Origin of the sequence: Pseudomonas proteolytica, assembly GCF_007858275.1 — a bacterium.
Lineage (GTDB): Bacteria > Pseudomonadota > Gammaproteobacteria > Pseudomonadales > Pseudomonadaceae > Aquipseudomonas > Aquipseudomonas proteolytica.
Genome location: NZ_VFEV01000036.1, coordinates 54,713 through 72,222 on the forward strand (window position 1 = coordinate 54,713; position 17,510 = coordinate 72,222).

21 protein-coding genes are annotated in these 17,510 nt (G+C 62.1%); 12 read left to right on the forward strand and 9 right to left on the reverse strand.

Annotation, left to right across the window (positions count from 1 at the left end; all coding sequences use genetic code 11):
- Positions 1-37: 37 nt before the first annotated feature.
- A complete protein-coding gene (locus tag FIV38_RS22735) occupies positions 38-388 on the forward strand; it encodes a hypothetical protein (protein WP_029299425.1) in 351 nt (116 codons plus the stop codon).
- Here FIV38_RS22735 and trxA read toward each other — a convergent pair.
- The 3 genes from trxA to FIV38_RS22750 form a co-directional block, all read right to left on the reverse strand.
- Complete coding sequence (gene trxA / locus FIV38_RS22740) at positions 385-1,257, reverse strand: thioredoxin (RefSeq protein ID WP_029299428.1); 873 nt, start codon at positions 1,255-1,257, stop codon at positions 385-387. The genes FIV38_RS22735 and trxA overlap by 4 nt on opposite strands.
- A gap of 102 nt (positions 1,258-1,359) precedes the next feature.
- Positions 1,360-2,016 (reverse strand): class I SAM-dependent methyltransferase, encoded by a 657-nt coding sequence (locus FIV38_RS22745; protein ID WP_092230756.1) that lies wholly within the window; start codon positions 2,014-2,016, stop codon positions 1,360-1,362.
- Positions 2,013-2,468, reverse strand: coding sequence for a YbaY family lipoprotein (locus tag FIV38_RS22750; RefSeq protein ID WP_029299432.1), 456 nt, complete (start codon positions 2,466-2,468; stop codon positions 2,013-2,015). The genes FIV38_RS22745 and FIV38_RS22750 overlap by 4 nt, the downstream gene beginning before the upstream one ends.
- 139 nt (positions 2,469-2,607) lie before the next feature.
- On the opposite strand from FIV38_RS22750, the gene nrdR reads away from it, so the two are divergent.
- From nrdR to FIV38_RS22805, 11 genes are all read left to right on the forward strand, one after another.
- Positions 2,608-3,072, forward strand: a complete 465-nt coding sequence (gene nrdR, locus FIV38_RS22755) for a transcriptional regulator NrdR (RefSeq protein ID WP_029299433.1) — start codon at positions 2,608-2,610, stop codon at positions 3,070-3,072.
- On the forward strand, positions 3,069-4,205 hold the full coding sequence (ribD, locus tag FIV38_RS22760) for a bifunctional diaminohydroxyphosphoribosylaminopyrimidine deaminase/5-amino-6-(5-phosphoribosylamino)uracil reductase RibD (RefSeq protein ID WP_092230753.1): 1,137 nt from the start codon (positions 3,069-3,071) through the stop codon (positions 4,203-4,205). Before nrdR ends, ribD begins: the two co-directional genes overlap by 4 nt.
- 47 nt (positions 4,206-4,252) lie before the next feature.
- Positions 4,253-4,915, forward strand: coding sequence for a riboflavin synthase (locus FIV38_RS22765; protein ID WP_029299435.1), 663 nt, complete (start codon positions 4,253-4,255; stop codon positions 4,913-4,915).
- A 15-nt stretch (positions 4,916-4,930) separates the two neighbouring features.
- Entirely contained in the window at positions 4,931-6,022 is a 1,092-nt protein-coding gene (ribBA, locus tag FIV38_RS22770) for a bifunctional 3,4-dihydroxy-2-butanone-4-phosphate synthase/GTP cyclohydrolase II (protein ID WP_029299436.1), read from the forward strand.
- Positions 6,023-6,112: 90 nt separating this feature from the next.
- Positions 6,113-6,589, forward strand: a complete 477-nt coding sequence (gene ribH, locus FIV38_RS22775; protein WP_003176356.1) for a 6,7-dimethyl-8-ribityllumazine synthase — start codon at positions 6,113-6,115, stop codon at positions 6,587-6,589.
- Complete coding sequence (gene nusB / locus FIV38_RS22780; RefSeq protein WP_092230750.1) at positions 6,586-7,086, forward strand: transcription antitermination factor NusB; 501 nt, start codon at positions 6,586-6,588, stop codon at positions 7,084-7,086. Before ribH ends, nusB begins: the two co-directional genes overlap by 4 nt.
- An 18-nt stretch (positions 7,087-7,104) precedes the next feature.
- Complete coding sequence (thiL, locus tag FIV38_RS22785; protein WP_092230747.1) at positions 7,105-8,070, forward strand: thiamine-phosphate kinase; 966 nt, start codon at positions 7,105-7,107, stop codon at positions 8,068-8,070.
- 65 nt (positions 8,071-8,135) lie between these two features.
- Positions 8,136-8,864, forward strand: a complete 729-nt coding sequence (locus FIV38_RS22790; RefSeq protein WP_029299439.1) for a substrate-binding periplasmic protein — start codon at positions 8,136-8,138, stop codon at positions 8,862-8,864.
- Positions 8,865-9,119: 255 nt separating this feature from the next.
- Positions 9,120-9,737, forward strand: coding sequence for a GTP cyclohydrolase II (ribA, locus tag FIV38_RS22795; RefSeq protein WP_029299440.1), 618 nt, complete (start codon positions 9,120-9,122; stop codon positions 9,735-9,737).
- Positions 9,734-10,153, forward strand: coding sequence for a nuclear FMR1 interacting 1 family protein (locus tag FIV38_RS22800; protein ID WP_070995307.1), 420 nt, complete (start codon positions 9,734-9,736; stop codon positions 10,151-10,153). The genes ribA and FIV38_RS22800 overlap by 4 nt, the downstream gene beginning before the upstream one ends.
- Positions 10,153-10,950 carry a cobalamin-binding protein gene (locus tag FIV38_RS22805; RefSeq protein WP_070995308.1) on the forward strand — a complete coding sequence of 266 codons (798 nt, stop codon included), beginning with the start codon at positions 10,153-10,155 and terminating at the stop codon, positions 10,948-10,950. Before FIV38_RS22800 ends, FIV38_RS22805 begins: the two co-directional genes overlap by 1 nt.
- 130 nt (positions 10,951-11,080) lie before the next feature.
- Here FIV38_RS22805 and FIV38_RS22810 read toward each other — a convergent pair whose 3' ends face one another.
- From FIV38_RS22810 to FIV38_RS22835, 6 genes are all read right to left on the reverse strand, one after another.
- On the reverse strand, positions 11,081-12,976 hold the full coding sequence (locus FIV38_RS22810; protein WP_092230744.1) for a TonB-dependent receptor domain-containing protein: 1,896 nt from the start codon (positions 12,974-12,976) through the stop codon (positions 11,081-11,083).
- Between the two features lie 153 nt (positions 12,977-13,129).
- Entirely contained in the window at positions 13,130-15,028 is a 1,899-nt protein-coding gene (dxs, locus tag FIV38_RS22815; protein ID WP_029299448.1) for a 1-deoxy-D-xylulose-5-phosphate synthase, read from the reverse strand.
- Between the two features lie 110 nt (positions 15,029-15,138).
- A complete protein-coding gene (gene ispA / locus FIV38_RS22820; RefSeq protein WP_029299449.1) occupies positions 15,139-16,026 on the reverse strand; it encodes a (2E,6E)-farnesyl diphosphate synthase in 888 nt (295 codons plus the stop codon).
- The gene (locus tag FIV38_RS22825) at positions 16,023-16,265 is read right to left on the reverse strand and encodes an exodeoxyribonuclease VII small subunit (RefSeq protein WP_029299452.1); all 243 of its coding nucleotides are present in this window, start codon (positions 16,263-16,265) and stop codon (positions 16,023-16,025) included. Before FIV38_RS22825 ends, ispA begins: the two co-directional genes overlap by 4 nt.
- A gap of 111 nt (positions 16,266-16,376) precedes the next feature.
- The gene (locus FIV38_RS22830) at positions 16,377-16,793 is read right to left on the reverse strand and encodes a hypothetical protein (protein WP_070995311.1); all 417 of its coding nucleotides are present in this window, start codon (positions 16,791-16,793) and stop codon (positions 16,377-16,379) included.
- Between the two features lie 7 nt (positions 16,794-16,800).
- Positions 16,801-17,510: RHS repeat-associated core domain-containing protein (locus FIV38_RS22835; protein WP_146492577.1), on the reverse strand; the 710-nt coding region annotated here is incomplete at its 5' end.

A 17,510-nucleotide genomic window follows, 5' to 3' on the forward strand; every position in this document is an offset into this window, starting at 1 on the left:
GGAGCATGCTCGTCAGAAAAGTCTTGGAGGACGAGCAATGATGCGAATTCGTGGAACCATCGGCGAGCTGCCCGTGGACTTGACCCTGGAGTTGGACGAGAGCGATTGGGCACGGCTGGGCGTGCACCTGCAGGCGACCACGCCGGTGACGGGCGAGGCGCCTGTCACCCCCGCGCCGCTCAATCAGGACGCTAACCTGTGGCAGGCCGCCCAGGACCTGCTGCGCGAGGCCGGGCAACTCAGCGGGCTGGAGCTGTCGGACCGCCTCGAAGGCTTGGCCGGCAACGCCCAGGCGGGCAAGCGCCTGTTGGTACGCCTGCGCCATAGCGCCAAGGTGAAGGTGGCCAGCGGCGGGGATACGCCGCAATACAGTTGGATCGCTGATTAGTACAGCGCGGCGAACAACTTGCGGCGATACACCGTGACCAGCGGGTGGTCGTTGCCCAGCAACTCGAACACCTGCAGCAGCGTCTTGTGTGGCAGGCCTTCGTTGTAGCTGCGGTTGCGGATAAACAGCTTCAGCAGGCCTTCCAGCGCCGCGTCGTATTGCTGGCGGGCCAATTGCTGCACGGCCAGTTGATACGCGGCTTCATCGTCCTGCGGGTTTTGCGCCAGGCGGGCCTTGAGGTCGGCGGTATCAGGCAGGTCGGCAGCCTGGCGCAGGAAGGTGATCTGAGCCTTGGCACCGGCGAGGGCCGCCTTGTGGGCGTCGCTCTTGACCGCGTCGAGTACGGTCTGCGCTTCGCCCAGTTCGCCACGCTCGGCCAGGCAGCGAGCGTAGAGGATCAACGCCGCGGCGTTGGTGTTGTCTTCACCCAGCAAGGTCACCAGCACAGCCTCGGCCTCACTGATTCGTCCCTCGGCAAACAACGCCTGGGCTTGCTCCAGCGGGTCCTCATCGGCCGGTGGCGGCAGCTGCACATGGGGCTCCAGCAACGCGCGAATCTCAGACTCCGGCTTCGCCCCGGCAAACCCATCCACCGGCTGACCGTCCTTGAACAGCACCACGGTCGGCAGGCTGCGAATGCCAAAGCGCGCAACGATATCCTGCTCGGCTTCGCAATCGACCTTGGCCAGCAGCAGCTCGCCCTGATAACTCTCGGCAATCTGCGCCAGCAACGGCATCAGCGCCTTGCATGGCGCGCACCATTCGGCCCAGAAATCCACCAGCACGGGTTTGTGGAACGAGTTTTCGATGACAGCCTGATCGAAGGTGGCGGTGGTGACATCGAAAATGTACGGCGTGGGCTCACTCATGGGGTATCTCGAAGAAAGCGGGAATGGGGCAACTATAAGGCTTGGTGCAGTTGGCTGAAAGCGCAGACAAGCGCTGTAGGAGCCGGCTTGCTGGCGACGGACTCAAGGCCTGCGCGAATGGTACAGGCTCACCTTGCGAAACTCCCAAGGCTCCGCCAGATCCGGCAACGTCAACGCCTCCAGAATCCCCAGCCGCTGATAGTCCGGATGCTGGAAATCCCGCACCCGTGAATCGGCGACCAGCGCTTCTCGCCCGCGGGTGAGGAACTGATCCAGCAGCGGCAGGTTCGCCCGGTCGTACAGCACGTCCGCCACCAGGATCAGGTCGAAACGATCGGCCTCGGCAAAAAAGTCTGCCGAATAGCCCAGCGTCACGCCATTGAGTTCAGCATTCGCCCGGCAGGCGCCGAGTGCCAGCGGGTCGAGGTCGCAGGCCACCACTTCCAGGGCACCGGCTTTTACTGCGCCAATCCCCGCCACCCCGGAGCCGGCGCCAAAATCCAGGACCCGCTTGCCCGCCACCCACTGCGGGTTGGCCGCCAGGTAACGGGCCAGTGCCAGGCCGCTGGCCCAGCAGAAGCTCCAGTAGGGCGGCTCGTGCAGGATGCGCCGGGTTTCCTCAGGGCTGAAGGCGCGGTGCATGTTGTCGGCGTCCAGCAGCCATAACGACAGGTCGGTGCCCGGTAATGGGCAGGGCACCAGTTGCGCGTCGCCGATCAGCTCGCTCAAGGCTCGTTGCAGGTGCAGCGGTGGCGTCATGGTGCGCGGACGAGTTGCAGTGGCCCGGTGGTCTGGGTGATCGGCTGCTGGATGCGCACCGCCGGCAGATGCAGGATCAACTGCCCGGACTGGCTGGCGCGACCACGCAACTCAACGCGGGCGCCGCTCGGGAAGGCTTGGGGGTTGAAGCGCAGGCGGAAGGCCAGTGGTTTGTTGTTGCCGATCAGCACGCTGCTGGCCAGCAGTTGTTGCGGGCGGCTGCGCTCGTCGATCACCAGCAACGCCAGCTCGACTTCGGCGCCGGCCGGCACGCCATTGAGGGTGCCGCTCACTTCACGCTGATACGCCGGCAAAGGCCCGAGAGGCTCCTGGCCGGGGATTTTTTTCTCTTGTTGCGGCGTGGGTTGCGGGGCCGCTGGTTTTGGTGCCTCGCTGCTGCAGGCGACCAGAAAACTGAACATTGTGAGTAAAACCAGCGGTCGTAACGGCATGTACGGCTCCAAAAAGGGCAAAAATCCGTGAACTAAACATAAGAAACATAATAGTCAGCCTATATACCGTAAAGGCTATGGCTTGTCTTGCCACGGGGATGCGCTACCATGGCCCTCCCTTTTTTTGTTGCCTGCCACCATGCACTGTCCCTTCTGCGGTGCCAACGACACCAAGGTCATTGACTCGCGTCTGGTCGCCGAGGGCGATCAAGTGCGTCGCCGGCGCGAATGCCTGGCCTGCGGTGAACGTTTCACCACCTTCGAAACCGCCGAACTGGTACTGCCACGCCTGATCAAGTCCGACGGCAGCCGCCAGCCCTTCGACGAAGACAAACTGCGCGCTGGTATGCAGCGTGCCCTGGAAAAACGCCCGGTGAGTGTCGAGCGGCTGGAAGCGGCGCTGGTGCATATCAAGCACAAGCTGCGGGCGACCGGTGAGCGCGAGGTCAAGAGCCTGGTGGTTGGAGAACTGGTGATGGGCGAGCTGCAAAAGCTCGACGAAGTCGCCTACATTCGTTTCGCCTCGGTGTATCGACGCTTCCAGGACCTCAACGAGTTCCGCGAAGAGATCGACCGCCTGGCCCGTGAGCCGGTCAAAGAATGAACCTTCCTTCTGCTGAGCAGGCCGTGCTTGACGCCCATTACATGGCCCGCGCCCTCGAATTGGCGCGCAAGGGCCTCTACACCACCCACCCCAACCCACGGGTCGGCTGCGTGATTGTGCGTGATGGGCAGATTGTCGGCGAAGGCTGGCACGAGCGCACCGGCGAACCCCATGCCGAGCCCAACGCCCTGCGCGCTGCTGGCGATAAAGCCCGGGGTGCCACGGTGTACGTGACCCTTGAACCGTGCAGCCATTATGGTCATACGCCACCTTGCGCCGATGCGCTGGTGACGGCCGGCGTGGCGCGGGTGGTGGCGGGCATGCAGGACTCGAATCCGGAAGTGGCCGGGCGCGGCATGCAGCGCCTGGCCCAGGCCGGTATCGAGGTGCTCAGCGGCGTACTGGAAAGCCAGGCGCGCGCCTTGAACCCCGGGTTCCTCAAGCGTATGGAACACGGCCTGCCGTTTGTGCGGGTCAAACTGGCGATGAGCCTGGATGGCCGCACCGCGATGGCCAGTGGTGAAAGCCAGTGGATCACCGGCCCTGCCGCCCGCGCCGCCGTACAGCGCCTGCGGGCCGAGGCCAGTGTGGTGCTGACAGGCGCCGACACGGTGCTGGCCGATGGCGCGCGCCTGACCGTGCGCGCCGCCGAACTGGGCCTGGACGCGCAGACCACCGCCCTGGCGATGTCGCGCCCGCCGCTGCGCGTGCTGATCGACGGCCGCCTGCGGGTGCCGCTCAACGCGCCGTTCTTCAAGGCCGGCCCGGCGCTGGTCATCACCTGCGTGACCCCCGAAAACCAGTTCCCCCGTGGCCCCGAATGCCTGGTGGTACCGGGTGTCGACGGCCAGGTCGACCTGCGCTCGGCGCTGGTGGCCCTGGCGGCCCGTGGCGTCAACGAGGTGCTGGTGGAAGCCGGGCCGAGCCTGGCAGGCGCGTTTGCCCAGCAGGGCCTGGTGGACGAATACGTGATTTTCGTCGCCGGCAAGTTCTTGGGCTCCGCCGCTCGGCCATTGTTGGACTGGCCGCTTGAGAAGCTGGCCGACGCCCCCCAACTCAAGATCACGCAAATGCGCGCTGTCGGCGACGACTGGCGAGTCACTGCCATCCCGCTCCCCCCAGCGAGCGTATAATTCCGACCGGGCGCCCAGGCGCCCGCACTGTTTTCCAGGAGAAGGCCATGTTCACCGGCATTATCGAATCCATCGGCAGCATCCGCGCCATGACCCCCAAAGGCGGCGACGTGCGCCTGTTGGTTGAAACCGGCAAGCTCGACCTTGGCGACGTCAAGCTGGGCGACAGCATCGCCGTCAGCGGCGTGTGCCTGACCGTCATCGAACTGCCGGGCAACGGCTTTGCCGCCGACGTCAGCCGCGAGACCCTGGACTGCACCGCGATGAATGACCTCAAGGCTGGCAGCCCGGTCAACCTGGAAAAAGCCCTGACCCCGACCACCCGTTTGGGCGGCCACTTGGTCAGCGGCCACGTCGACGGCGTCGGCGAAGTGGTGGCGCGCAGCGAAAACGCGCGGGCCGTGGAGTTCCGCATCCGGGCCCCTAAAGAACTGGCCAAGTACATCGCCCACAAAGGCTCGATCACCGTCGATGGCACCAGCCTGACCGTGAACGCCGTGAACGGCGCCGAATTCGAACTGACGATCATTCCCCACACCCTCAGCGAAACCATCATGGCCTCATACCAGCCAGGTCGCCGGGTGAACCTGGAAGTGGACTTGCTTGCCCGTTACCTGGAGCGCCTGTTGCTGGGCGATAAGGCCGCAGAGCCTGCAGCCGGTAACATCACCGAAAGTTTTCTGGCCGCTAACGGCTACCTGAAATCCTGACCAAGGGGGTGCCGCGTGGCGCTCAATAGCATCGAAGAACTGGTTGAAGATATCCGCCAAGGCAAGATGGTCATCCTGATGGATGACGAAGACCGCGAGAACGAAGGCGACCTGATCATGGCCGCCGAGTTGTGCCAGCCTGAACACATCAACTTCATGGCCAAGCACGCCCGTGGCCTGATCTGCATGCCCATGAGCCGCGAGCGCTGCGAACTGCTCAAGCTGCCGCTGATGGCGCCGCGCAATGGTTCGGGGTTTGGCACCAAGTTCACCGTCTCGATTGAAGCGACCACCGGCGTGACCACCGGCATCTCTGCCGCTGACCGCGCCCGCACCGTGCAAGCCGCTGCCGCCAAAGACGCCAAGGCCGAAGATATCGTCAGCCCTGGCCATATCTTCCCGCTGATGGCCCAGCCTGGCGGCACCCTGGCCCGTGCCGGCCACACAGAGGCTGCCTGCGACCTGGCGCGCATGGCCGGGTTCGAGCCGAGTGGGGTGATCTGCGAAGTGATGAACGACGACGGCACCATGGCGCGTCGCCCGGAACTGGAAGCCTTTGCCGCCGAGCACAACATCAAGATCGGCACCATTGCCGACCTGATTCACTACCGGATGATCCACGAACGTACCGTTCAGCGGATTGCCGAGCAGCCGCTGGACAGCGAACTGGGGCATTTCAACCTGGTGACCTACCGTGATTCGGTGGAAGGCGACGTGCACATGGCGCTGACCCTGGGCAACATCTGCGCCGAAGAGCCGACCCTGGTGCGTGTGCACAACATGGACCCGCTGCGCGACCTGTTGATGGTCAAGCAGCCGGGCCGCTGGAGCCTGCGAGCCGCCATGGCCGCGGTTTCCCAGGCGGGCAGCGGTGTCGTGCTGCTGCTGGGCAATCCGGTGGATGGCGATGTGCTGCTGGCGCATATCCGCGAAAGCGCTGACCAGGTACCGGTGAAAAAGCCGACCACCTACAGCATCGTCGGTGCCGGTTCGCAGATCCTGCGTGACCTGGGCGTGCGCAAAATGCGCCTGATGAGCGCACCCATGAAATTTAATGCGATATCCGGTTTCGACCTGGAAGTAGTAGAATACGTGCCCTCCGAATAAAGGCCGGCGATTATCGCTCCTTGTTCGCGGTTCAAATATCACTAAGGGGCGCGTCATAGACGCGTCCCGGCTCTTTAAGAGATTTGTCGAATGACCCTGAAGACCATCGAAGGTACCTTCATCGCCCCCAAAGGCCGCTACGCCCTGGTGGTTGGCCGCTTCAACAGCTTCGTGGTTGAAAGCCTGGTAAGCGGTGCCGTGGACGCCCTGGTTCGCCACGGTGTGAGCGAAAGCGATATCACGATTATCCGTGCCCCTGGCGCCTTCGAAATTCCACTGGTTGCGCAGAAAGTTGCCCAGCAAGGCGAATACGCAGCGATCATCGCCCTGGGCGCGGTCATTCGTGGCGGTACTCCGCACTTCGAATACGTGGCTGGCGAGTGCACCAAGGGCCTGGCCCAGGTGTCCATGGAGTTCGGCGTGCCAGTGGCCTTCGGCGTACTGACCGTTGATTCCATCGAGCAAGCCATCGAGCGTTCCGGCACCAAGGCCGGTAACAAAGGCGCTGAAGCTGCCCTGTCCGCCCTGGAAATGGTCAGCCTGCTGTCGCAGTTGGAGGCCAAGTGATTTCCGACGAGAGCGATCGTTTCAACCCACGCGAGCCACGTCCTGCGGACGCCGGCAAACCGTCGAAGAACGAAAAGCGCCGTGCTGCCCGTCAGCTGGCGACCCAGGCGCTGTATCAGCGTCAGATGGCGGGTACTTCGCTGACCGAAATCGAAGCGCAGTTTCGCGTCGATAACGACTTTACCTTCGCCGACCTGCCGTACTTCCACGACATCCTGCACGGCGTGCATGCCAACCTGAGCGAGATCGACACGGCCCTGGCACCTTGCCTGGACCTGACCCTCGAAGAGTTGGACCCGGTTGAACTGTGCGTGATGCGCCTGTCCACCTGGGAGCTGCTCAAGCGCGTCGACGTGCCGTATCGCGTTGTGATCAACGAAGGTATCGAACTGGCGAAAGTCTACGGTTCGACCGACGGTCACAAGTTCGTCAACGGCGTGCTCGACAAGCTGGCCCCGCGCCTGCGTGAAGCCGAAGTGAAGGCGTACAAGCGCTAACCTGCGCTTGGCTCCCTGATGGGCGAGTTCGAGCTGATCCGCACCTATTTCGCCGCCGCGCCCTGTGCGCAAGGCGGCGAAGGCATTGCCCTGGGGATCGGCGACGACTGCGCCTTGCTGGCAGTTCCCCCCGGGGAACAGCTGGCGATTTCTACCGATACCCTGGTGGCCGGCGTGCACTTTGCCGACCCCTGCGATCCGTTCCTGCTCGGCCAGCGCTCGCTGGCGGTGGCAGTCAGCGACCTGGCGGCCATGGGCGCCTACCCCCTTGCCTTTACCCTTGCACTCACCACACCTACGGTCGCGGCCGATTGGTTGCAACGCTATGCCCAGGGTTTGAACGCCATGGCCCAGCGCTGTGGCGTGGGCCTGGTGGGCGGCGACACTACCCGTGGCCCGTTGAGCCTGACCGTCACCGTGTTTGGCCGTGTCCCGGCCGGGCTGGCGTTGACCCGTAGTGGTGCGCAACCGGGCGACCTGCTGTGTGTCGGCGGCGACCTGGGCAATGCAGCGGGGGCCTTGCCGTTGGTATTGGGGCAACGTAGCGCCGCAGCGCAAATCGCCGAGCCGCTGCTGGGCCACTATTGGTCGCCGCAACCGCAGTTGGCCTTGGGCATGGCGTTGCGGGGCAAGGCTACGTCTGCGCTGGATATCTCTGACGGCCTGCTGGCCGATTGTGGGCATATCGCCAAGGCTTCGGCCGTAAGCCTGGTGATCGAGCGACAACGGCTGCCGCTGTCGGCCGCGTTGCTGGCCTTTCTCGGCGATGAGCAGGCGCGTTCTGCGGCCTTGAGCGGGGGGGATGATTACGTCCTCGCGTTCACCTTGCCACCCACTGAGCTGGGGCCATTGCTGGCTGAGGGGTGGCCGGTGCATGTCGTCGGGCGGGTGGAGGCGGGAGCGGGAGTGAGGCTGCTGGATGCCGGTGGCCACGACATCACCCCGGCCGTGCGCGGTTATCAGCATTTTTGCGAGACGCCGTGACACGGCTGGCTGCGCTACCCTTTACAACGTTACAGAAAAGGTCGCTTTCCCAGGAGGACGTCATCATGGGCCTACGTCGCTGGTTGCTGATCCTGCTGTGTGTTGGCGCATCTGCCGGGTGGGCCGCTGACACTCCCGAAGTACCCGGCCAGATTCGCCTGGCCAGTGAAGCCTGGAATGACTACACCAACGCCGACGGCAGCGGCCTGGCCTGGGACGTGCTGCGGGAAGTCTTCGAGCCCGCCGGGGTCAAGGTCAAGATCCGCAGCGTGCCTTACACCCGTTCGGTCGGCCTGGCGCGGCGCGGCGAAGTAGATGCCTGGGTCGGCTCCTATCACGATGAGACCGAGGGCGTGCTGTACGCCCGCTGGAACTATGACGCCGACCACATCTACGCCCTGGGCCTGGCGAGCAGCCCAGAGCCGACGCTGAAGACGCTGGGTGCCTACCGCCTGGCCTGGGTGCGCGGCTACAAGTACGAGGAATACCTGCCCAATATTCACCGCTTCAACCAGATCGAGCGGCGCGGCGGGATTTTGCCGATGCTCCAGCACGGGCGGGCCGATTTCTACATCGATGCCCTGGCCGAACTGAAATACATCCTTGGCCAAGCCGACGACCCCGCGGTGTTCAAGCTCACGCACATTGCCGAACTGCCGCTGTTCCTTGGGTTTACCGACAATGAGCGGGGCCGGGCGTTGATGGCGTTGTTTGACCGGCGCATGGAGTCGCTGGTGACAAGCGGCGAGTTGAAACCCATCTTCGAACGTTGGCACCAGCCCTATCCGTTCTGATCACCCCGCTTTTATGTAGGAGCGAGCTTGCTCGCGAAGAACGTCAACGATAACGCTTGGTTGCAGGATAAGCGCGGCGCTCTCTGGTTCTTCGCAAGCAAGCTCGCTCCTGCATGCAAAGCCGAGCATTCATAGAACCAAGGCAAAGGCCAATCGAACCGATTGATCTTTATCAGCGATAATTCAGCTTAAGCGTGTGTAGGAACGTGCTGTTACAATGCCCGCCTCTGTGAAATCTGAAATCAGGAGCACACGGTGCCCGTCGTTTTCGTCGCTGCTTCCAAGCTGCCTACCCCTTTTGCCACGTTCACCATGCATGGCTTTCTTGAAAAAGCCTCCGGGCGCGAGCATGTCGTGCTCAGCCTGGGCGACGTGGCCGATGGCGCCCCGGTCCTGGGCCGGGTGCACTCCGAGTGCCTGACCGGTGACGCACTGTTCAGCCAGCGCTGCGACTGCGGTTCGCAACTGGAAGCCGCGTTGCAAGCCATCGCCCGTGAAGGCCGTGGTGTGCTGCTGTATCTGCGTCAGGAAGGCCGTGGCATTGGCTTGCTGAACAAGATCCGCGCCTACGAACTGCAAGACGGTGGCGCCGATACGGTCGAGGCCAACGAGCGCCTGGGCTTTGCCGCCGACCAGCGCGACTACGCCATCTGCCTGCCGATGCTGGAACACCTGGGCATCCAGTCCCTGCGCCTGATGACCAACAACCCACGCAAGGTCAAAGCCTTGACCGAAATGGGCATCACCGTTGCCGAGCGCGTGCCGCTGCACACCGGGCATAACCCGCACAACAAACTCTACCTGGCGACCAAGGCCAGCAAGCTCGACCACATGATGGGCAACGAGCACCAGGGCGAGGTTGACCGGGCGTGACGCGCGGCCAGGTCAAGCGGCGGCTGTCGTTCAGTTGGTGGCAGTACCTGGCGCTGGCGGTGTTGCCGTTGTTCGTGATCAACCTGGTATTTGGCCAGGGTGAGCCATTGTTGCCGGTGTTGGCGATGCCGTTCTTTATCGCCGGTGTCGCCTCGATGTTTGCCAGCCTGCGTTACTTCCATGGCTACAAACACGCGCTGATCGCCACCTCCAAGGCCCTCGATACGCCTGAAGAGCCCGCCGCGTGGATCACCCTTGCGGCCCGTCGACGCACGGCGTTGCTGGTCGCGGCATTCCCCGCCTGGATCGGTGCGCTGGCGGTGTTCGTCGGCCTGGAAGCGGTGCCGCTGTTTCTCCTGGCCTTGTCGACCCTGGTGCTGTTCTACCTCTATCGCATCCCGCGTCAGCTCGGTTGATGCGCCTCTGGCTGGCGGTTTTGCTGCTGGCCGCCAGCGCGTCGGCGACGGCGGTCGAGCGGGTGGTCAGCCTCGCGCCATCTTTATCTGAAATCGTCGTTGAACTGGGCGCCAGTGATCTGTTGGTGGGCGTTCTCGACGGCGGCGAACGGCCTGACGCGCTGCGCAATGTGCCCTCGGTGGGGCGTTATGGGCAGTTGGACCTGGAGCGCCTGCTCAGCCTGCAGCCTGACTTGCTGCTGCTCTGGCCCGGCAGCGTCGGCCCTGCCCAGCGCGAGCAGCTCAAGCGCTTGAACATCCCGATCTACGTCGCCGAACCCCATAGCCTTGAACAACTGAGCAGCCAGGTCGAGGCCATCGCCCGGCAGTTGGGCCGTGCCGAGGATGGTCGCCAACTGGCCGCCCGCTTGCGCCAACGCTTGGCCGAGCTGCGTCAGCGCTATTACCGCAGCGAGCCGTTGCGGGTGTTCTACCAGGTTTGGAACCAGCCGCTGTACACCGTGGGCGGTGGGCAGATCATCAGCGACGCGCTAAGTGTGTGTGGCGCGCGCAATGTGTTTGACGACCTCAAGTTGCCAGCGCCGCAGGTCAGTATCGAGTCGGTGTTACAGCGTGACCCCGAGGTGATCCTGGCGGCGGATCAAGCGCAACTGGACGATTGGAAGGCCTGGCCCCAGGTGGCGGCGGTGGCCCAGGGGCGCTTGCTGATCGTGCCGGATAAAGGGCTGGAGCGGCCCAGTGGGCAGATGGTGGAGGCGGTGGGCAGGTTGTGTCAGGTGATTGCGCCGAACCGCTAAGACCGCTATCGCAGGCAAGCCAGCTCCCACATTTGTTCTGGGGTGCGGCCAAAATATTCTGTACTGCCGCGTGTGAGTACAGTCAAATGTGGGAGCTGGCTTGCCTGCGATGACGTCGGCCCAGACAACCTCAGAGCTGCGGCGTCCACGTCACCCCAACCATCCACGTCCGGCCTTCTTCCCGATACGGCTGGTTGTTCTGGAAGTTCGGATCGTCATAGCTGTACCACGCCCGTGTATAGCGGCGATCCAGCAGGTTATCGACCTTCAACGACAACGCCACTTCCCGATTCAGCGCCCAACCGCTGCGCAATCCCACCAGGTAATAGCCCGCGAGGCGGTTTTTATTGTCCTCGGCGTCGTAGCTGCTGCTGATGGCCTGCCAACTGGCGCCCAGGCTCAACTGATCGAACTGCCGATCCAGGTCCAGATTCAGGGTGCGCCGGGCGCGGCGGGCCAGGGTATGGCCGCTGGTGCGGTCGCGCGGGTCGATGATCGACAGGCCGAGGTTGCCTTGCCAGCCGAACAATTCTTGCTTGAGGGCGGCTTCGAAGCCGTTGATACGGGCGGTGGCGACGTTGTACGGAATGTAGTTGTTCTGCTGCTGCGCGATGATGGCGTCCTTGAGATCAGTGCGATACAGAGAGGTTTCCAGACGTGTGGTGTCGGTCAGTTGGCTGCGCCATTGCAACTCATAGCTTTTTGAGTGCTCGGGCTTGAGGTTGGGGTTGCTGCTGCCAGGGTAGTACAGATCATTGAAGGTCGGCGCACGAAAGCCTTCGCTGTAACTCAGTAATACGTCGTTGTCGCTATTGACCGGCAAGGTCAGCGTACCGCTCCAACTGTTCTGCGCGCCGAATTGCTGGTTGTCGTCGTGACGCAGCCCCAGTTCGGTGGAAAACCACTCTCCCTTGAAGCGATGCTGGATAAACGCTGCGCGGTTCCAGCGGCTGTTTTCGCTGAACGTGGTGCTGCCGTGAAAACGGTCTTCATACCAATCGCCACCCAGGATCAGGCTGTTTTGCTGATCGAGCGTGAAGTCGTTCTGCCAGTTGATCGAGTCGCGGTAGGTGTTGAACACACTGAAGTCAGGGCTGAGCTTGTCGCGTTTGGTATCGCGGTTTTCGCTGTGGCCCAGCTCCACACGGGTCTGCCATGCCTCGTTGAGTTGGGCGTCGATATAGGCGCTGGCGCTGCTGACGGTGTAGTCGGTATAGGGCTTCTGGCCGACACTTTGCCCAGTGGCGAAATCATAGCGACCAAAGCTATTGTCATATTCCGACTTGCCCCGGCTATCCAGCAGGTTGAAGCCCACCTCCAGTTCATCACTGAACTCATGGCTGAGGTTCAGGCTCAGCGACTTATTGCGATAGGCATCATGGTCACGGTCACTGGGGAATGAGGCGTGGCTCCAATCGATACCGGCGGTTTCATCCAGGCTCGCGCCCAGGTTGAAGCGCGTGCGTTCATCGCCGCCCGACAGCCCCAGGCTGCGCTCCCAGGTGTTGTTACTGCCAAAGCCCAGTTTCAGGCGCGGTTGCAGGCCTTGTCCGGCATTGCGGCGGGTGAATATCTGGATCACCCCGCCAATCGCGTCACTGCCGTAAATCACCGAGCGCGACCCGCGCAGCACTTCCACCCGTTCAATCTGATCGACATTCAGGTATTGCAAGCCGCTGTCGCCGGAGGTGGTATTGGCGATCCGCTGGCCATCCACCAGCACCAGGCTTTGTGCCGACTTGGTGCCGCGTATGAAAATCCCCGGCAAGCTGCCCCGGCCACCGGTCCGCGCCACTTGCACGCCGGGCACGCGGCTGAGCAGGTCAGTGACGCTGGAGGGTTGCAGGCGGTCGATATCGTCGCGGGTGAACACCGTGTTGGCGGCGCTGCTGTCATTGCGCGCCTGCACCTGGCGGTTGGCGCTGATCACCACATCGGGGAGCTTCAGGGCGGCGTCGCGGCTGTCGGCGAGCAGGTCCGCAGTGGGTAAAAACAGGAGTGGCAGGGCAAATCGAAGGTATTTCATGGGCCGTCCATGGGTTCCAAGGCAATACAAAACAAATGTGGGAGCTGGCTTGCCTGCGATGCAGACACCTCGGTCTTTCAGATAGACCGGGGTGATGCTATCGCAGGCAAGCCAGCTCCCACAATTTGATCCGGTTTTGACCGGAGGATTGGGTTACAGGCCGAGCAAGGCCATGCGCTGGCGCACCGCGGCCTCTATTCCTGCTTCATCCAACCCGCACTCAGCCAGCATCTGCGCCGGCTTGGCGTGCTCCACGTAGATGTCCGGCAAGCCCAGGTGCAGCACCGACTTGAGGATATTCTCCCGCGCCAGGAACTCGCTGACTGCCGCACCGGCGCCGCCCATGATGGCGTTTTCTTCAACGGTCACCAGCAACTCATGGCTGCCAGCGATTTCGCGCACCAGGGCTTCGTCCAGAGGTTTGACGAAGCGCATGTCGATCACCGTGGCGTCGATTTTCTCCGCCACTTTCAGGGCTTCGGCCAGTTGCACGCCGAATACCAGGAACGCGGCCTTGCTGCCCTGGCGACGCACGATACCCTTGCCGATCTCGATCGGTTCCAGGTCTTTCTCGATCACTGCATTCGGGCCGTTGCCACGGGGGTAGCGTACCGCCGCCGGGCCGTTGTACAGGTGCCCGGTGCTGAGCATTTTGCGCAGTTCGTTCTCGTCGCTTGGGGTCATCACCAGCATGCCGGGGATGCAGCGCAAGTAGGACAAGTCGTAGCTGCCCGCGTGGGTCGGGCCGTCCTCGCCCACCAAACCGGCGCGGTCGATGGCGAACAGTACGTCGAGGTTCTGCACCGCCACGTCATGCACCAATTGGTCATAACCGCGTTGCAGGAAGGTGGAATAGATCGCCACCACCGGCTTGGCGCCTTCGCAGGCCATGCCGGCAGCAAAGGTCACCGCGTGTTGCTCGGCAATCGCCACGTCGAAGTAGCGCAGCGGGAAACGCTCGCTGAACGCTACCAGGTCGGAGCCTTCCTTCATCGCCGGGGTAATGCCCACCAAGCGCGGATCGGCGGCGGCCATGTCGCACAGCCATTCGCCAAACACGCCGGAATACTTCGGCCCGCTGGCTTTTTTCGGCGCCGCCACGGGCGCGTCCAGGGGTTCGAGCTTGGTGATGGCGTGGTAACCAATCGGGTCGACTTCCGCCGGGGCGAAGCCTTTGCCTTTCTTGGTGACGATATGCAGGAACTGCGGGCCCTTGAGGTCACGCATGTTGCGCAGGGTGGCGATCAGGGTCGGCAGGTCATGGCCGTCGATCGGGCCGATATAGTTCCAGCCAAGCTCCTCGAACAGGGTGCCGGGGACCAGCATGCCCTTGGCGTATTCTTCGGTGCGACGGGCGATTTCCCACGCGCCGGGTAGGCGCGACAGCACTTTCTTACTGCCTTCGCGCATGCTGGCGTAGGTGCGGCTGGACAGAATTTTCGCCAGGTAATTGGACAAACCACCGACATTGCGCGAGATCGACATATCGTTGTCGTTGAGGATCACCAACATGTTGGCGTCCACTTCCGGCGCATGGTTCAACGCTTCAAACGCCATGCCGGCTGTCAGCGCGCCATCACCGATCACGGCGATCGCCTTGCGATCGCTGTTTTGCAGACGGGCGGCAATCGCCATGCCCAGGGCTGCGCTGATCGAGGTGCTGGAATGGCCGACGCCGAAGGTGTCGTACTCGCTCTCGGAGCGGCGCGGGAAGGCGGCAATGCCGTCCTTCTGGCGCAAGGTGGCCATGCGCTCGCGGCGTCCGGTGAGGATTTTATGCGGATACGCCTGGTGACCCACGTCCCACACCAGCCGGTCGTCCGGGGTGTCGAATACGTAATGCAACGCGATGGTCAGCTCGATGACGCCCAGGCCGGCACCAAAATGCCCACCGGTCTGGCCGACCGTGTAGAGCAATTCCAGGCGCAACTCATCGGCCAGGGTTTCCAGCTCGGCTTCACCCAGGCGGCGCAAGCCGGCCGGCGTGTTGGCACGGTCCAGCAGCGGCGTGGTCGGGCGCTTGCGGGGAATCTCTTGAAACGTCGTGGGCATCAGGCGAATCGTTATAGGTATAGAAGAGGCGGCAGTTTACCTCAAGCATCGCAAACTGCCCACGCAGAGCACCGAACTTGGCCGATATGCGGCGCTAATGGCCGCTGTAATCAGTGGCGGCGTTCGACGATATACCGCGCCAAGTCACGCAGCGGCTCGGCTGCCGCGTCGAATGGTCGCAGGGCGGCCAGGGCCTGGTCACGCAGCTCCAGGGCATAGGCCTTGGCGGCTTCCAGCCCCAGCAGCGACGGATAGGTCGGCTTGTCACGGGCAATATCGGCGCCCTGGCGTTTGCCAAGGGTCGCGGTGTCGCTTTCTACGTCGAGAATATCGTCCTGCACCTGGAACGCCAGGCCGACAGCCCGGGCATAAACCTGCAAGGCGGCCAACTGCGCAGCTTCGGCGCGGCCACTGGCCAAGGCACCGAGGTGCACGGCAGCCTCGATCAGCGCACCGGTCTTGTGCCGGTGCATATATTCCAGGGCTTGCTGGTCCAGCTTGAGGCCCACTGAACCCAGGTCAATCGCCTGACCTCCGACCATACCGGCCGGACCTGCGGCAGCGGCCAACGCGGTGACCATACGCAGGCGGATCTGGGCATCGACGCCACTCAGGCGCGGATCAAGCAAGGCGCTGAACGCCAGGCTTTGCAGACCGTCACCGGCGAGAATTGCACAGGCTTCGTCAAACGCTTTATGGGTGGTGGGCTGGCCGCGACGCAGATCGTCATCGTCCATCGCCGGCAAATCGTCGTGTACCAGCGAGTAGGCATGAATCAACTCCACCGCACACGCCGCACCATTGGCTTGCGCGGCGTCCACACCCAGCGCCTCACAGGCCGCATAGGCGAGCAAGGGCCGCACGCGCTTGCCGCCGTTCATCACGCTGTAGCGCATGGCGTCATACAGCCGCGCCAGCTCCGGGCTTGGCGCGACAAACAACGGTTCCAGCGCAGCATTGACCCGGGCCTGACTGCTGGCCTGATAAACGTCGATCATTGCGCTTGTTCCGCGTCGAAAGGTTCTTCGGCCAACTCCCCATCCCGTTCCAGCAACACCTGAACCTTCTGCTCGGCCTGCGCCAGGGCGCTCTGGCAATCGCGGGTCAGGCCGATACCTTGCTCAAACGCCGTCAACGAGTCTTCCAGCGACAACTCGCCGTTCTCCAGACGCTCGACCAGGGTTTGCAGATCGGCGAGGGATTGTTCGAAATCGAGTGCAACTTTTTTACGGGCCATGGCGGCTATTCCGGTTGACGGTAAACGGGCGCGACACTAGCAGATAGGGGGGGGAGGGGCAAATTGGGGCACGGTGTTGGGGCAGGTTGGCCGTCGCCGTTGAGGCAGTAGTCACCAGGTGGATTGATCTTCCAGGCTGGCCTTGTACAGATCGTCTTTCCACTCTTCATTGGCTAGGCGCAGAATATCTGCAAAAAAAAGTCGCGGATCATCTATCTCGGTCTCGTCCCAAGCCATAGTTATGTGTTCGTCGTAATCGCTTTCAAATTCTTTGGCAAAATTGTACTTGGGTGTTTTCAAAGCCTTTTCGAGTTCTAAAATTAAATAGTAACGGTGCCTATAAGACAGATATAGAAGATCTTTTATTATAAAATCCCTAATTATCTTCTCTCTTTCTTGTGCGTTATTTGGATCGTATTTTCGAAGTTCTTCTCCGACGGTGTTTTCAAGGTCGTATATTGATAGCGCTCCCAGTATGTGGGAGATGTTTGGGATGTAGGGGGTGTCCGTGAAGGGGGCTTTCAGCATAGATTGCTCACTTTGGGAATGCCGTAAATGGTCGTGTTGGGTTGTTTTTATCAAATCTAACTTCTGCCTTGTCCATGTTTTCTACATATTTAGGGCTGTTTATATTTTTGTTGTTTGGTTTGTAACCCCGTCCAGCACCAAGCAACTCCATTACGACGACGGGATTGCCTTTTTTGTCAATTCCTGTTGGGGATGGTGGGGTCTGTCGCATTTTACCCATTGCTATATTCACTGCATGCATTTGCATTTTCCAGGATTTGAATTGAGAGCTTGAGTTGATGAACTCTTTTTTTCCTGTGGTTGGGTTTGTACCGTCTATAGAGCGCCTTTCTAAACGCTTTTCGGGTATATCAGGTCCGTGTTTTTCCACCGCGTGCATATCGTATTTATCCTCCCACTCCAACACTTGTCGTTTTGAATTTGACTCCGTTAACGCATCAATTCTTGCCTGTCGTTCTGCGCGTGTCGTTTGCGGGAGAGTAGGCTCTGCGTGATCAACGTTTTTCGCGGGATCCTGAACGGTCGCGCTTGGCTTACACCCATCCCCACCCGGACACGCATTCAACCCCAACGGATCCACCCACCCCGTTGGGTTGGGCACATACAAATATCCGTTCACCCCACCCGCCAACTTCACCGGGTCGGGGGTCAGGTAGCGTCCGTTGTCCGGATTGTAGTAGCGATGCCGGTTGTAATGCAGCCCGCTTTCCCGGTCGT